11 protein-coding genes are annotated in these 14,415 nt (G+C 64.0%); 3 read left to right on the top strand and 8 right to left on the bottom strand.

Going from position 1 to position 14,415, the window contains the following annotated elements; all coding sequences use genetic code 11:
- Nucleotides 1-22 precede the first annotated feature (22 nt).
- Nucleotides 23-2,227, top strand: coding sequence for a UvrD-helicase domain-containing protein (locus GH659_RS13300; protein ID WP_153111924.1), 2,205 nt, complete (start codon nt 23-25; stop codon nt 2,225-2,227).
- Nucleotides 2,228-2,529: 302 nt separating this feature from the next.
- Nucleotides 2,530-3,207, top strand: coding sequence for a histone (locus tag GH659_RS13295; protein ID WP_153111923.1), 678 nt, complete (start codon nt 2,530-2,532; stop codon nt 3,205-3,207).
- Between the two features lie 86 nt (nt 3,208-3,293).
- On the opposite strand, the gene GH659_RS13290 is transcribed toward GH659_RS13295, so the two are convergent.
- The 8 genes from GH659_RS13290 to metG all read right to left on the bottom strand — a co-directional run bounded on the left by GH659_RS13290 (nt 3,294) and on the right by metG (nt 13,013).
- Entirely contained in the window at nt 3,294-3,866 is a 573-nt protein-coding gene (locus tag GH659_RS13290) for an NADH-quinone oxidoreductase subunit B family protein (RefSeq protein ID WP_153111922.1), read from the bottom strand.
- Nucleotides 3,867-3,875: 9 nt separating this feature from the next.
- Complete coding sequence (locus GH659_RS13285; RefSeq protein WP_153111921.1) at nt 3,876-5,456, bottom strand: hydrogenase large subunit; 1,581 nt, start codon at nt 5,454-5,456, stop codon at nt 3,876-3,878.
- A 5-nt stretch (nt 5,457-5,461) separates the two neighbouring features.
- Complete coding sequence (locus tag GH659_RS13280) at nt 5,462-6,928, bottom strand: hydrogenase 4 subunit F (protein ID WP_246167857.1); 1,467 nt, start codon at nt 6,926-6,928, stop codon at nt 5,462-5,464.
- Entirely contained in the window at nt 6,925-7,605 is a 681-nt protein-coding gene (locus GH659_RS13275) for a formate hydrogenlyase (protein WP_153111919.1), read from the bottom strand. The genes GH659_RS13280 and GH659_RS13275 overlap by 4 nt, the downstream gene beginning before the upstream one ends.
- The gene (locus tag GH659_RS13270) at nt 7,602-8,555 is read right to left on the bottom strand and encodes a respiratory chain complex I subunit 1 family protein (protein ID WP_153111918.1); all 954 of its coding nucleotides are present in this window, start codon (nt 8,553-8,555) and stop codon (nt 7,602-7,604) included. Before GH659_RS13270 ends, GH659_RS13275 begins: the two co-directional genes overlap by 4 nt.
- Before the next feature lie 12 nt (nt 8,556-8,567).
- A complete protein-coding gene (gene hyfB, locus GH659_RS13265; protein WP_153111917.1) occupies nt 8,568-10,574 on the bottom strand; it encodes a hydrogenase 4 subunit B in 2,007 nt (668 codons plus the stop codon).
- Nucleotides 10,575-10,640: 66 nt separating this feature from the next.
- A complete protein-coding gene (locus GH659_RS13260) occupies nt 10,641-10,910 on the bottom strand; it encodes a hypothetical protein (protein WP_153111916.1) in 270 nt (89 codons plus the stop codon).
- 6 nt (nt 10,911-10,916) lie between these two features.
- Nucleotides 10,917-13,013 (bottom strand): methionine--tRNA ligase, encoded by a 2,097-nt coding sequence (metG, locus tag GH659_RS13255; protein ID WP_153111915.1) that lies wholly within the window; start codon nt 13,011-13,013, stop codon nt 10,917-10,919.
- Between the two features lie 149 nt (nt 13,014-13,162).
- Here metG and apbC point away from each other — a divergent pair, with 149 nt between their 5' ends.
- Nucleotides 13,163-14,254 (top strand): iron-sulfur cluster carrier protein ApbC, encoded by a 1,092-nt coding sequence (gene apbC / locus GH659_RS13250; RefSeq protein ID WP_153111914.1) that lies wholly within the window; start codon nt 13,163-13,165, stop codon nt 14,252-14,254.
- The last annotated feature ends 161 nt before the right edge of the window (nt 14,255-14,415 follow it).

Here is a 14,415-nt window from a genome sequence, read left to right as displayed (position 1 = left end):
TTTCACGAGACTCCGTTTCCCCATGTCCGACCTCCTCGCCAACCTGAACCCCGAACAACTTGCCGCCGTCACCCTGCCGCCGCAGCATGCGCTGATCCTGGCCGGCGCCGGCAGCGGCAAGACGCGCGTACTGACAACGCGCATCGCCTGGCTGATTTCGACCGGGCAGGTCGGGCCGCACGGCATTCTGGCCGTGACCTTCACCAACAAGGCGGCGAAGGAGATGCTGGCGCGCCTTTCGGCGATGCTGCCGATCAATACGCGCGGCATGTGGATCGGCACCTTCCATGGCTTGTGCAACCGCCTGTTGCGCGCGCATCACCGTGAGGCTGGTCTGCCGGCGCTGTTCCAGATTCTCGACTCGGCCGACCAGCTTTCGGCGATCAAGCGCCTCTTGAAGAATCTCAACGTCGATGAGGAAAAATTCCCGCCGCGCGAGCTGGCGCATTTCATCAACGCGCACAAGGAGCAGGGCATTCGCGCCGCGCAGGCCGAGGTCTATGACGACTACACGCGCCGGCGCGTCGAGCTGTACGCCGAATACGACGCGCAATGCCAGCGCGAGGGCGTTGTCGACTTTGCCGAACTGCTGCTGCGCACCTATGAACTGCTGGTGCGCAACGAGCCGTTGCGCCGCCACTACCAGGAGCGTTTCCGGCACATCCTCGTCGACGAGTTCCAGGACACCAACCGCCTGCAATATGCTTGGCTCAAGCTGCTGGCCGGCCACGACGGCGCCGAGCCGCTGGCCAATGGCGCCTGCCTTTTCGCCGTCGGCGACGACGACCAGTCGATCTACGCCTTCCGCGGCGCCGAGGTCGGCAACATGCGCGATCTGGAGCGCGAGTTCGCCGTCAAGAATGTCATTCGCCTTGAGCAAAACTACCGTTCGCACGGCAACATCCTCGATGCGGCCAATGCGTTGATCAAGAACAACCGCGGCCGTCTGGGCAAGAACCTGTGGACCGATGCCGGGGCGGGCGAGCCGATCCGCGTGTTCGAAGGATTCTCCGACCTCGATGAAGCGCGCTTTGTCGTCGACGAAGTGCGCGAGCTCGTGCGCGACGGTTTCCCGCGCAACCAGATCGCGCTGCTTTACCGCTCGAACGCCCAGTCGCGCGTACTCGAACACCAGCTATTCACGGCGAGCGTGCCGTACCGCGTCTATGGCGGTCTGCGCTTCTTCGACCGGCAGGAGGTGAAGCACGCGCTGGCTTATCTGCGTCTGCTCGCCAATCCCGACGACGACACGGCGTTTTCGCGCGTCGTCAATTTCCCGACGCGCGGCATCGGCAGCCGCAGCCTCGAAGCCTTGCAGGAAGCGGCGCACCGCGCCAATTCGAGTTTGTACAACGCCGCCGCCAGCCTTTCCGGCAAGGCTGGCGCGGCGGTTGGCAACTTCATCCGGCTGATCGAAACCTTGCGCGCCGAGACGGAAAACCTGCCGCTGCCCGAAATCATCGAGCATCTGATCGAAAAGAGCGGCCTGCGTCAGCATTACCTGGCCGAAAAAGAAGGGCGCGAGCGGCTGGAAAACCTCGACGAATTGATCAACGCGGCGACCAGCTTCGTGCAGGAAGAGGGCGAGGCGGCATCGGGGATGGCTGTCGATCCGGCGCAGACCAATCCGGTGGCCTCTTTCCTCGCGCATGCGTCGCTCGAGGCCGGGGAACATCAGGCCGGCGAGGGGCAGGAGGCGGTGCAGCTGATGACCGTGCATGCCGCCAAGGGGCTGGAATTCGATGTTGTGTTCATCACCGGCCTGGAGCACGGGCTGTTCCCGCATGACAACTCCACGCAGGAGCGGGACGGGCTCGAAGAAGAGCGGCGGCTCATGTATGTCGCGGTGACGCGCGCCCGCAAACGCTTGTACCTGACGCACGCGCAAACGCGCATGCTGCACGGCCAGACGCGCTACTGCCTGCCGTCCGCGTTTTTCGAGGAATTGCCGGAGGAGCTGTTGCGCAAGGTCGGCCATGCGGCGACCTATGCCGCCGCGCCGGCCAAATCGGTGGCCTCGCCTGCTTCGTCAGCGCGCGTATCTCGCGCCGGCAGCGAGAGCGTCGGCGGCTTCCGCATCGGCCAGAGCGTGCAGCACGCCAAGTTCGGGCAGGGCGTCATCGTTTCCTCCGAGGGCCGGGGCGGCGATGCGCGCGTGCAGGTGAATTTCGGCGCGCACGGCATGAAATGGCTGGCGCTCGAATATGCCAAGCTGACGCCGGCTTGAGCGGCGTATCCATTGTTTCTTTTCGATATGCGATCGGTTTTTGCTGGAGCGCCACGTCGCCGAATTGCGACAAGTCGAGACAATGCCGGAGGAATTGGCAAAATTCCTCTTGCATCAAGCACTTGGCGATCACTAGAATCCAGCGTAACCGGCCAGCCGTGCGGAAGGTTGGCGACGTTATCTTCGACCAGTCTCTTACGGATTTCCTTCACCGGAAGCGTGTTCCTTCATTGGCCCGCGCAGGTCGCCGGTCTTGCAGCGTTGCAGCGAGCAGTCCCCTTGACATCAGCAAAGGAGGTTACATGGCAACAAGTGCGAAGAAACCCGTAGCCGCGGCTAAACCCGCCGCCAAAAAGACGACGACGGTCGATGCGAAAACGGCGGCAACGAAGTCGGCCGTCAGCAAGGCAGCAAAGCCGACGCCGGGCAAGGTCGATACGGAAGCGGCCAAGCCTGCACCGGCCGTCGAAAAGAAAACCACGACCAAGGCCCCCGCCGTGAAAAAGCCTGCCGTCAAGAAAGTCGCCAAGGCGCCCGCCGTGAAAGCCGTTGTGGAAAAAACGGCAGCGACGAAGACGACTGTCGCGGCAACGCCGGTCGCCAAGACGAAGGCCTCCGCCGTCCCCAAAACGTCAAGCAAGGAAGCCGTTGCCGCCGATCCCAAGAAAGCCGTCCCGGCGAAAAAAAGCGTAACCAAGGCGGCGCCGAAGGCAGGTGCTGAAAAATCAGCGGCGAGTAAGGCGAAGACCACCGAAAAGAAAACGGCTGAAAAAGCTGCAGAGAAGTCTGCTGCCCCCAAAACAGCCAAGACGGAAAAGGTCAAGGCCGAAAAGCCGGCCGCCAAAGGCGTTACCAAGAAGACGGAAGCTGCTGAGGCGCCGGCGAAGGCCCGGCCGTCGACGGCCGCCACTCCCGGACTCAAGTCGGCGCTCAATCCAACGGGCGCCTGGCCTTTCCCGACCGGCGCGCGGCCGAAGTAAGCAACCCGCCCGCTTCATCCACGGGCGGCTCACCCCTTTCTCTCTGCGTTCTCTGTACCTCTGTGAACTCTGCGTCGAAAGTGCTTTTAACCGTTGCTTCCAGGGGCGCTCATTGTTGAGCGGTCTATCGATCGCGACGTCGACAGCGTTGTTCCGGGCGAAATCGCGGCCAGGATGCCTTCGATCAGTTGCAGCGGTGTCGGCGGGCAGCCGGGAATGCTGACGTCGACGGGCAGGACGTTGGCGACGCGGCCGCAGCAGGCGTAGCTCTCGCCAAAAATGCCGCCGGTGCAGCCGCAGTCGCCGGCGGCGACGACGAGTTTCGGTTCCGGCATCGCGTCGTAGGCGCGCTTGAGCGCAACTTCCATGTTCTTGGCGACCGGCCCGGTGACGAGCAACATGTCGGCGTGGCGCGGGCTGGCGGCGAATTTGATGCCGGCCGCCTCGATGTTGTAGTACGGGTTGCCGAGCGCGTGGATTTCGAGTTCGCAGGCGTTGCAGGAGCCGGCATCGACGTGGCGGATGACGAGCGCACGGCCGAGGTGTTCGGTGATCGCGGCCGAGAGCCGTTGCGTGGCGGCGCGCAGCGCTTCATCGGCGGGCGGCAGCGGTTCGCTGACGATGCCGGTGCGGAAAATCTGCCTGAGTATCGGAATCATGTGGGCGCCTTAAAGATCCGGTCCTGCGTAGGAGAGATTGAACGACTTGTTGATCACCGGGAAGTCGGGAACGATATTGTCGATGGCGGCGTGTTCAAGTGCGATCCAGTTGTGCCAGGACGGGTCGTGGCAATGGCAGCGGCGAATCTTGCCGTCCAGCCCCGTCTCCACCATCACCAGCACGTCGCCGCGCCAGCCTTCGATCCAGCCGAATCCGCGCCGCTCGGGAGCGCTGCGCACGTCGCAACGGATGTCGCCGGACGGCATGCCGCTTAAAATCTTGCGGATCAGATGCAGCGATTCATTGAGCTCGGCGAAGCGCACCAGCGCTCGGGCCGCCACGTCGCCGTTTGCGTGTGTGGCGACGCGCGTTTCCAATTCGTCGTAAGGCGCACAGGGGTGATCGACGCGCAGATCCCAGTGCTGGTCGCTGGCGCGCCCAACGAGGCCGATGGTGCCAAGTTGTCTGGCGCGTTCCGGCGCCAAGTGGCCGGTGGTGAGGAAGCGGTCCTGCAATCCGGCGTGCTCGTCGTAGATCGCTTTCAGCGCGCGCACTTCACGCTGGATGGTGTCGCACTGCTCGATGAGTTCGGCCGCGCCCGATGCGCTGAGGTCGATGGCGATGCCGCCCGGTACGATCCGGTCCATCAGGTAGCGGTGACCGAACAGGCGGGCGTTGAGGCGCAGCCAGTCTTCCTTGAGGCGCGAGAACTGCATCAGGCCGAAGCTGAAGGCGACGTCGTTGGCCATGCCGCCGAGGTCGCCGAGGTGGTTGGCGATGCGTTCGCGCTCCAGCAGCAGGGCGCGCAGCCAGATCGCGCGGGCCGGCGGCGTGACGCCGGCGATCGCTTCGGCCGCCTGACTGTAAGCCCAGGCGTAGGCGACGGTGGTGTCGCCGGAGACGCGGCCGGCGAGGCGGGCGCCTTCGGCCAGCGCCATGCCGACAAAGCGCCGTTCGATTCCCTTGTGTTTCCAGCCGAGGCGCTCTTCGAGGCGCAGCACGCGCTCGCCCATCGCCGAGAAGCGGAAATGCCCCGGCTCGATGACGCCGGCGTGGATCGGGCCGACCGCGACTTCGTGCACGCCGTCGCCGTCAACGCGCACGAAGCCGTACGTTTCGTTCTGCGCGGGAAAACTGGCATCGGGAGTGTCGTGGCGGAGCGGGAAGTAGTCGGCCGGCCAGTTGGCGTGGCGCAGCCACGGGCGCAGGTCGGTGGGGTATTCGCTGGACACCGGTTCGGCGCCGATCATGTCGCGCACGGCGCGTTGCAGCCGTCCGGCGCTCGGGAAAATGGGCGCGAGGTCGGGGAAGCGCGGCGCGCAGGCGTCCATCGGCAGCGTCAAGCAGGCCAGTCCTTCCGCGAGGTCGAGCGCAACGTGCAGGGCGAAGCCGCGTGCGGGAACGTCCGGCTGGCGATCGCGCTTGTCGCAACCCCAGAGGGCGACGAGCCGCCGTCCGGCGCGGTGGGCGGCGATGCAGAATTCTTCCAGTGCGGCTTCGTCCGCTTCGGCTTCCCAGGCCGGGAACACATGCTCGGGCTGCCGCGTGAACGTGATGGGCAGGTCGAAGAATTGCGCGGTTTCGCTCATGTCGTTCATCCTTGGCCGACCAGTTGCGCCGCCTGCCGGTACCAGTCGGCGAGGTAGGGCGGAATCCACAGCCCGAGCATCAGCACCAGCCCGAGGTGGATGAACACCGGCAGCAGCGCCGGGTTGTGGGCGAGCGGTTTTACGGTCGGTTCGCCGAAGGCCATTTCCTGCACCTTGCCGAACATGGCGGCGAAGGCGACGCCGAGCGCGGCGAGCAGGAGCGGCGTGGCCCAAGGGTAGTGCTTGATCGCGGTGGTCAGGATCATGAATTCGCTGGTGAATACGCCGAACGGCGGCATGCCGAGGATGGCCAGCGTGCCGAGCATCAGCCCCCAGCCGATGGTCGGCGAGCGCTTGATCAGGCCGCGAATGTCCTCGATGACCTTGGTGCCGGCCATTTGCGCGGCGTGGCCGACGGCGAAGAAGATCGCCGACTTGGTCAGCGAATGCACGGTCATGTGCAGCAGTCCGGCGAAGCTGGCGACCGGGCCGCCCATGCCGAAGGCGAAGGTGATCAGCCCCATGTGTTCGATCGACGAATAGCCGAACAGGCGCTTGATGTCGCGCTGCCGCGACAGGTAAAACGCCGAGACGACGACGGTGAGCAGCCCGAAACCCATCATCAGGTTGCCGGCGAAATGCGTCCCCAGTGCGCCGTCGACGAGCACCTTGCAACGGATGATGGCGTACAGGGCGACGTTGAGCAGCAGGCCGGAGAGCACGGCGGAAACCGGCGTCGGGCCTTCGGCGTGGGCGTCGGGCAGCCAGCTGTGCAGCGGCACGAGGCCGGTCTTGGTGCCGTAGCCGACGAGCAGGAAAACGAAGGCGAGCGACAGGATGGTCGGTTCGAGCGAGGCCCGCACGACGCTCAGGTTCGTCCACAGCAAGGCGCCGCCGGCATGGCCGAGCACGCGTTCGGCGGCGAAGTAGAGCAGGATGGTGCCGAACAGCGCCTGGGCGATGCCGACGCCGCACAGGATGAAGTACTTCCACGCCGCTTCGAGGCTCTCCGGCGTGCGGTAGAGCGCGACGAGCAGCACCGTCGTCAGCGTTGCCGCTTCCATCGACACCCACAGAATGCCGAGGTTGTTGGTCGACAGCGCAACCAGCATGGCCGCCATGAAGAGCTGGAACATGCTGTGGTAGAGGCGCAGGCGTCCGCCGGAAAGCTTGCCTTCGTCGTGTTCGACGCGCATGTAGGGTTGGGAAAAGAGCGCCGTCGTGAAGCCGACCAGCGCCGTCAGCGCGATCAGGAAAACGTTGAGCGGGTCGACGTAGAACTGGTCGCTGAACAGTGTCAGGTTTCCTTCGTTGATGACGCGGCAGGTTAGCGCGCCAGCGGCGACGAGCGTCAGCAGTCCGCCGCCGGCGTTGATCAGCGCAGCACAGGCGCGGTGGCCCCAGAGGGCGAGGACCAGCGCCGTCGCCAGCGGAATCGTCAGAACAAGTGCCAATTCGATCATGCCGGTCATTCCTCCTTGATCTTTTCCATCTGCCGGATGTCGAGGCTGTCGAATTGCTCGCGGATCTGGAAGAAGAACACGCCGAGGATGACCATGCCGACCAGCACGTCGAGCGCGATGCCCAGTTCGACGACCATCGGCATGCCGTAGGTGGCGCTGGTGGCGGCAAAGAACAGGCTGTTTTCCATGGCCAGGAAGGCGATCACCTGCGGCACGGCCTTGCTGCGCGTGATCATCATCAGGAACGAGAGCAGCGTGCAGGCGAGCGCGATGCCGATCGTGGCGCGCATGATCGTGCCGGAGAGCTGCGAGATCGGCTGCGCGACGTTGAACGAGATGACGACGAGCACGATGCCGATCAGCATTGTCGTCGGGATGTTGAGCAGCGTCTCGACGTCCCATTTGACCGACAGTCGCCGGATCAGCCGGTGCAGGATCCACGGCAGCCCGATCACCTTGAGCAGCAGCGTGATCGCCGCCGACCAGTAGAGGTGGTGCTGGCCGGTCGAATGCGCGGCGATGACGGTCGAGGCGAATAGCGCGCCGCCTTGCAGCATGAACAGATTGATCAGCGTCAGGATGCGGCGTTGCGCCAGCATGGCGAAGCCGAGCAGCAGCATCAGCGCGGCGCACAGGTTGATCAGCTGGCCGCTCAGCGGGATCGGCAGGATGGCGGTTTCGGTCATGCGCCGGTCTCCAGCAAGAGGTGCACGAGCATGGCCAGCACGGCGAACAGGAAGGCCGTGCCGAGATATTCCGGAGCGCGGAAGACGCGCATCTTGGCGCTCAGCGTTTCGATCAGGGCGAGGCCGAAGCCGCCGCCAATCAGCTTGAGCAGCATCGTCCCGCCGGCCGTGAACAGGGCAAGAAATCCGGACGACTCGGGAATGCCGAACGGGAAGAAGAGCGCGATGCCGAGGCACGAATAGGCGAACAGCTTGAGGCTCGACGCCCATTCGAAGAGGGCCAGATGACGGCCCGAATATTCGAGGATCATCGCCTCGTGGATCATCGTCAGTTCGAGGTGCGTGCTCGGGTTGTCGACCGGCACGCGAGCATTCTCGGCGAGCAGCACCATGACGAAGGCGATGCCGGCAAAAGCCAGGCTCGGGTAGATGACGAACTCGCTGTGGGCCAGCGTCTGCACGATGGTGGCGAGCGACGTCGAGCGCGAAATCAGCGAGGCGGTGAAGAACACCATCAGCAGGGCCGGTTCGGCGAGAAAACCGATCAGCATTTCGCGGCGCGAGCCCATCGTGCCGAATGCCGTGCCGACATCCATGCCGGCCAGTGCGATGAACACGCGGGCGAGTGAAAACAGGCCGACCAGCGCAATTGCGTCGGCGGCCGGCGAGAAGATGAGTTCGGTCGACAGCGTCGGCACGACGGCCGCGGCCAGCGCCATGCAGGAAAAGACGATGTAGGGCGCGGCGCGGAACAGCGACGAGGCGTTGTCTGCGAGCCGCACTTCCTTGCGGAACAGCTTGTTCAGCGTGTACCACGGCTGCAGCAAGGGCGGCGCCGAACGGTTCTGCAGCCAGGCGCGGCACTGGTTGATCCAGCCGACCAGCACCGGCGCCAGCAGCAGCGCCAGCAGAAGTTCGAGCAGTTGGGCGAAGAGGGCGTGGAGGTTCATCGGTTCAGTCGATCAGCGGGTCAAAACGAGCAGGGTGAGCAGCGTAATGAAGCTGTACATCAGATACACGGCGATACGCCCGTGCTGCAGGAAGGCGACAAAGCGCGAGACGAGGTCGACGAGTCGCGCGATGGGCAGATAGAGCCAGTACCAGAACGGATCTTCGACGATGTTGCGGTAATGCGGCTGCCGGTCGAACGGCGACGGCAGTTCGCACGTGCGGCGGAAGAAGGGCGAGAAGATGCGCCGGATCGGCTGGCTGAAGCCTTCGGCCGTGTCCTGCATGCGCCCGTCCTGCATCGGAAAGCCGCAGTCCCAGGCCGGGCCGCGCGTCGTGGCGGCCGGAAAGGCGTGTTTGATGCACAGGTAGGCCGCGCCGATCAGCAGCAGGATGCCGCCGAAGAAAATGGCCGGGCTGTAGCTGGCGCGGTCCTCGCTGATCGGGGCGAGCAGCCACCAGTTTTCCATGCCCGCGTTGAGCTGGCGTCCCTGGCTGACGAGCAGGCTGGTGACCGGTTCGAGCAGCGAGATGACGATGTTCGGCAGCAAGCCGAGCAGGACGCAGCCGCTGGCCAGCCAAAGCAGGCCGATGCGCTTCAGGCGGCTGACATCGCGGGCCTGCGACAGGCGTTCTTCGCGTGGCTGGCCGAGGAAAGTGACGCCGAAAAATTTGACCATCGTGTAGCCGGCCAGCGCGGCGGTCAGCGCGATGGTCGCGGCGGCGATCGGCAGCAGCATGTTGAGATAACCGTGCGGCAGGCCGGGCGTGAACAGGAAGCCTTGCAGAAGCAGCCATTCGGAGACAAAGCCGTTGAGCGGCGGCAGGCCGGCGGCGCCGAGGATGCCGATCAGCGCCAGCCAGGAAACCCAGGGCATGTGGCGGATCAGTCCGCCCAGCTTGCCGAGGTTGCGTTCGCCGGTCGCATGCAGGACCGAGCCGGTGCACAGGAAGAGCAGTGTCTTGAAAAAGGCGTGGTTGATGCAGTGGTAGAGCGTTGCCGTCAGCGCCAGTGCCGCGAAGTTGCTCATGGCGAAGGCGTGGAAAACGAGCGTGAGGCCGATGCCGGCGTAGATCAGGCCGATGTTTTCGATCGAGGAATAAGCGAGCAGCCGCTTCATGTCGCTTTGCACGGCGGCGAAGATGACGCCGAACAGGGCGGTGATCAGGCCGAGCGCGATGACGAGCACGCCCCACCACCAGAGCCGCGTGCCGAGCAGGTCGAAGCTGATGCGTAGCGTGCCGTAAATCGCCGTCTTGACCATGACCCCGCTCATCAGCGCCGCGACTGGCGACGGGGCGGCGACGTCGGCTCCCGGCAGGCCTGCGTGCAATGGCAGCAGCCCGGCCTTGGCGCCGAAGCCGAACAGGGCGAGCAGGAAGGCGGCGGTCGCCCAGAATGTACCGCCGTCGAAGGCGCGCATCGCGTCGAAGGTGTAATCGCCGGTGCTGCCGGCCATCACCCCGAACGAGAGCAGGATGCCGACCGAGCCGACGTGGGCGATCAGCAGGAAAAGATAACCGGCGCGGCGGATTTCGGCATGGCGGTGCTCCGAGATGACGAGAAAGTACGAGGCGAGCGCCATCGTTTCCCAGGCGACCATGAAGGCATAAGCGTCATTGGCGAGCATGACGAAGGCCATGCCGGCGAGGAAGACGTGATAGAGCAGACAATGCAGGCCGGGCGAGGCGCCCTGTTCGCGCCGGAAATAGCCGGACGCGTAGATCGAAACGCCGGCCGTGGCGGCGCCGAGAATGAGCAGGAAAAAGGCAGATAGCGCGTCGAGGCGGACGTGGAACGGCAGGTCGGGCAGGCCGAACGGCAGGATGGCTTCCTGCGGGCCGGTCATCATGCCTGTCAGGGCGAGCAGCGCGAGCAGCAGGCCGTTGGCCGCGCCGAGCGGGAAGAGGACGCGTGTCACGAAGGTGAACCAGCGGGCGGCGAAGAGGCCGGTCACGCCCAGGCCGATCCAGCCGAGGACGAGCAAAAGAATCCAGTGAATTTCCTGCCATTCGCGCATTTTTCGCCCTACTCCTTACCGTAACTTGAGAACCGTGGTGTCAGGAGACAGGGCGCGCGCATCGGCTTAATCGCCTTCCCGTCCGGTGGCGCCGGACTGCTTGAGCAGTTCGCGCAGAATTTGTGCGGCCGACCAGAACATCAGCGCGAGTCCCGCCAGCGCCGAGGTGGCGGCTTCAAACAGGCTGGACGGGAAGTCTGGAATGAACAGCGGCTGACGCTGGGCGAACCAAAAGGCGCCGGTGGCGAAAAGGACCATTCCGGCGATATCGAAGGCGGCAAAAAAAAGAATCCTCAGCGTCAAGCGAGGGCGCTGAGGTGTTTGTGGTTTCTGCATGGAGCGTTATTTTACGCGCATGCCGGGCTGGGCTCCAGAGTCGGGCGAGAGAAGGTAGAGGCCGGAGGTCTTGCCGTCGGTGTCGGACGCGGCCATCACCATGCCTTCGCTCATGCCGAATTTCATCTTGCGCGGCGCGAGGTTGGCGACCATGACCGTCATGCGGCCGATCAGCGTGGCCGGGTCGTAGGCTGACTTGATGCCGGCGAAGACTTGTCGAGGTTTCTCTTCACCGATGTCGAGCGAGAGGCGGATCAGCTTTTCGGCGCCTTCGACGTGGCCGGCATCGACGATCCTGGCAATGCGCAGATCGACTTTCATGAAGTCGTCGATGCTGATGTGCGGACCGGCCTCCGCAGCCGCCTTGGCGACTTCGGCGGCTTTTTCCTGCTTCTCGGCGTGCTTCTGCGGTGCGGCTTCGACGGCAGGCGCGAGCGAAGCTTTATTGGCTTCGACCAGCGCAGTGATCAGCTTCGGATCGACACGCGTCATCAGGTGGCTGTAGGCGTTGATCGTGTGGCCGGCCGGCAACGCGGTGGCGGCGTCGGTCCAGCAGAGCGGCGCGATGTTGAGGAAGGCTTCGACGGCGGCGGCTACGGTCGGCAGCACTGGTTTCAGGTACAGCGTCAGCAGGCGGAAGGCTTCGATGGCTTCCGAGCAGGCGGCATGCAGTTCGGCTTCCTTGCCTTCCTGCTTGGCCAGTTCCCACGGTTTTTTGTCGTTGACGAAGACGTTAGCAACGTCGGCCAGCGCCATGATCTCGCGCAGGGCACGGCTGTATTCGCGGGCCTCGTAGGCTTCGCCGAGGTTGGTAGCGGCATCGCGCAGCGGCTTGAGCCAGGCGGCATCGGTGCTGGCCAGCTGGCCGTCGAATTTCTTGCCGATGAAGCCGGCGCAGCGGCTGGCGATGTTGACGTATTTGCCGACGAGGTCGGAGTTGACGCGGGCGACGAAGTCTTCGAGGTTGAGGTCGATGTCTTCCATCGTGCTGTTCAGCTTGGCGGCGTAGTAGTAGCGCAGCCATTCCGGGTTGAGGCCGGTGGTCAGGTAGCTCTCGGCGGTGATGAAGGTGCCGCGCGACTTGGACATTTTTGAGCCGTCGACGGTCAGGAAACCGTGCGCGAAGATGCCTTTCGGCGTGCGGAAACCGGCGTGCGCCAGTTCGGCCGGCCAGAACAGGGCGTGGAAGTAGAGAATGTCCTTGCCGATGAAGTGGTAAAGCTCGGTCGTGCTGTCCGGTTTCCAGTATTCGTCGAAGTCGATGCCCTTTTGCGCGCACAGATTCTTGAACGAGCCCATGTAGCCGATCGGCGCGTCGAGCCAGACGTAGAAATACTTGCCCGGTGCGCCGGGGATCTCGAAGCCGAAATAGGGTGCGTCGCGCGAAATGTCCCAGTCGGTCAGCTTGTTGTCGCCGGGGGCGCCGAGCCATTCCTGCATCTTGTTGGCGGCCTCGTTCTGCAGCACGCCGCTGCTGGTGTACTGGCGCAGGAAGGCTTCGCAGCGCGGGTCGGAGAGCTTGAAGAAGTAATGGTCGGAATTACGCAGTTCCGGCTTGGCGCCGGAGACGGCCGAAAACGGTTCGATCAGGTCGGTCGGCGCATAGGCGGCACCGCAGACTTCGCAGTTGTCGCCGTATTGATCCTTGGCGTGGCACTTCGGGCATTCGCCCTTGATGAAGCGGTCCGGCAGGAACATCTGCTTGACCGGGTCATAGTATTGCTCGATGGTGCGCTTCTCGATCAGTTGCCCATTCTGCAGGCGGCCGTAAATCGTGTTGGCGCATTCCTGCGTTTCCGGCGAGTGCGTGCTGTAGTAGTTGTCGAACGCGATGTGGAAACCCGAGAAATCGCGAAAGTGCTCGCCATGCACGCGGGCAATCAGCGCCTCGGGTGTGATGCCGTCCTTTTCGGCGCGCAGCATGATCGGCGTGCCGTGCGTGTCGTCGGCGCAGACGTACCAGCATTCGGCGACCTTGTCCTTCGGTTGCATCTTCTGGAAACGCACCCAGATATCGGTCTGGACGTATTCGACGAGGTGGCCGAGATGGATGGCGCCATTGGCATAGGGCAGGGCGGACGTGACAAGGATTTTTCGGGTCATGGGACGGTGTGCAGTCTGAAATTGTCGAGGTTGCGCGGCAACGGCGCGAGCCGTTTGCGGCAGAATGCGCATTCTAGCAAAGTGCAGCACCTCCCGTTTTTCGGTTAAGCTGGACAAAATTACTCGGGTATTTCAACAAGGAGTCAGCAATGGCAGTAACGATTGAGGCGGTGCAGGCCGCGCTGCAGGGATTGATTGATCCCAACACGCAAAAGGATTTCGTGTCGACGCGGTCGGCCAGGAACATCAAGGTGGACGGTGACAAGGTCACCCTCGATATCGAACTCGGCTATCCGGCCAAGACGCAGCTCGAGCCGATCCGCCTTGCCGTGGAGTCGGCGGTCAAGGCGGTGCCCGGTGTCGGCAGCGTGGAAGCCAACGTGTCAGTCAATATCGTGGCGCACGCCGTACAGCGCAATCTGAAGCCGTTGCCTGGCGTCAAGAACATCATCGCCGTCGCTTCCGGCAAGGGCGGCGTCGGCAAAAGCACGACGGCCGTCAATCTGGCGCTGGCGCTGGCGCGGGAAGGGGCTTCGGTCGGCCTGCTCGATGCCGACATTTACGGCCCCTCCGTGCCGCAAATGCTCGGTCTGGCCGGCCGTCAGCCCGATACGCGCGACGGCAAGTCGATGGAGCCGATCACGACGTACGGCGTGCAGACGATGTCGATCGGCTTCATGGTCGATGTCGATTCGCCGATGGTCTGGCGCGGCCCGATGGTCACGCAGGCGCTTGAGCAACTGCTCAACCAGACGAACTGGAAGGAACTCGACTACCTGATCGTCGATATGCCGCCGGGGACCGGCGACACGCAGCTGACGCTGGCGCAGAAGGTGCCGGTGACCGGTGCGGTGATCGTCACCACGCCGCAGGACATCGCGCTGATCGACGCATGCAAGGGGCTCAAGATGTTCGAGAAGGTCGGCATTCCGATCCTCGGCCTGATCGAAAACATGAGCATCCACATCTGCTCGAAGTGCGGCCACGAAGAGCACATCTTCGGGCAGGGCGGCGGCGAGCAGATGTGCAAGGATTACGGCACTGAACTGCTCGGCGCCCTGCCGCTCGAACTGGCGATCCGCGAAATGGCCGATACCGGCAAGCCGACCGTGGTTGGCGCGCCGGATTCGCGAGCCGCCGAGTTGTATCTGGCGATTGCCCGCCGCGTTGCCGTCAAGGTGGCCGAGCGCGCCAAGGACGTGAGCGGGAAGTTCCCCAACATCGTCATTCAGAACACCTGATCGCAGCCCTTCCAAGCCTGCCGGCGCGTGGCGTTGGCAGGTTTTCCGAACGGGGAAAATATCAGGGCAATCGCATCAAACCTACCCGAGTCCAAGGATGGACTCCCGGTAGGCATCAGAGGAGGCGGCGAGGATTCTGCGCGTATGAATGCCAGCCTTTC

The sequence above is a fragment of the Propionivibrio limicola genome (assembly GCF_009469695.1).
Taxonomy (GTDB): domain Bacteria; phylum Pseudomonadota; class Gammaproteobacteria; order Burkholderiales; family Rhodocyclaceae; genus Propionivibrio; species Propionivibrio limicola.
The sequence above is the reverse complement of the archived record's forward strand: the minus strand, read 5'-3'. Positions and strand labels throughout refer to the sequence as shown.

What these genes read in the sequence shown, in the direction of transcription:
- metG (WP_153111915.1), bottom strand. Translation starts at nt 13,013, where the DNA reads ATGACCCGAAAAATCCTTGTCACGTCCGCCCTGCCCTATGCCAATGGC.
- GH659_RS13290 (WP_153111922.1), bottom strand. Translation starts at nt 3,866, where the DNA reads ATGATTCCGATACTCAGGCAGATTTTCCGCACCGGCATCGTCAGCGAA.
- hyfB (WP_153111917.1), bottom strand. Translation starts at nt 10,574, where the DNA reads ATGCGCGAATGGCAGGAAATTCACTGGATTCTTTTGCTCGTCCTCGGC.
- GH659_RS13275 (WP_153111919.1), bottom strand. Translation starts at nt 7,605, where the DNA reads ATGACCGAAACCGCCATCCTGCCGATCCCGCTGAGCGGCCAGCTGATC.
- GH659_RS13260 (WP_153111916.1), bottom strand. Translation starts at nt 10,910, where the DNA reads ATGCAGAAACCACAAACACCTCAGCGCCCTCGCTTGACGCTGAGGATT.
- GH659_RS13300 (WP_153111924.1), top strand. Translation starts at nt 23, where the DNA reads ATGTCCGACCTCCTCGCCAACCTGAACCCCGAACAACTTGCCGCCGTC.
- GH659_RS13295 (WP_153111923.1), top strand. Translation starts at nt 2,530, where the DNA reads ATGGCAACAAGTGCGAAGAAACCCGTAGCCGCGGCTAAACCCGCCGCC.
- GH659_RS13270 (WP_153111918.1), bottom strand. Translation starts at nt 8,555, where the DNA reads ATGAACCTCCACGCCCTCTTCGCCCAACTGCTCGAACTTCTGCTGGCG.
- apbC (WP_153111914.1), top strand. Translation starts at nt 13,163, where the DNA reads ATGGCAGTAACGATTGAGGCGGTGCAGGCCGCGCTGCAGGGATTGATT.
- GH659_RS13285 (WP_153111921.1), bottom strand. Translation starts at nt 5,456, where the DNA reads ATGAGCGAAACCGCGCAATTCTTCGACCTGCCCATCACGTTCACGCGG.
- GH659_RS13280 (WP_246167857.1), bottom strand. Translation starts at nt 6,928, where the DNA reads ATGACCGGCATGATCGAATTGGCACTTGTTCTGACGATTCCGCTGGCG.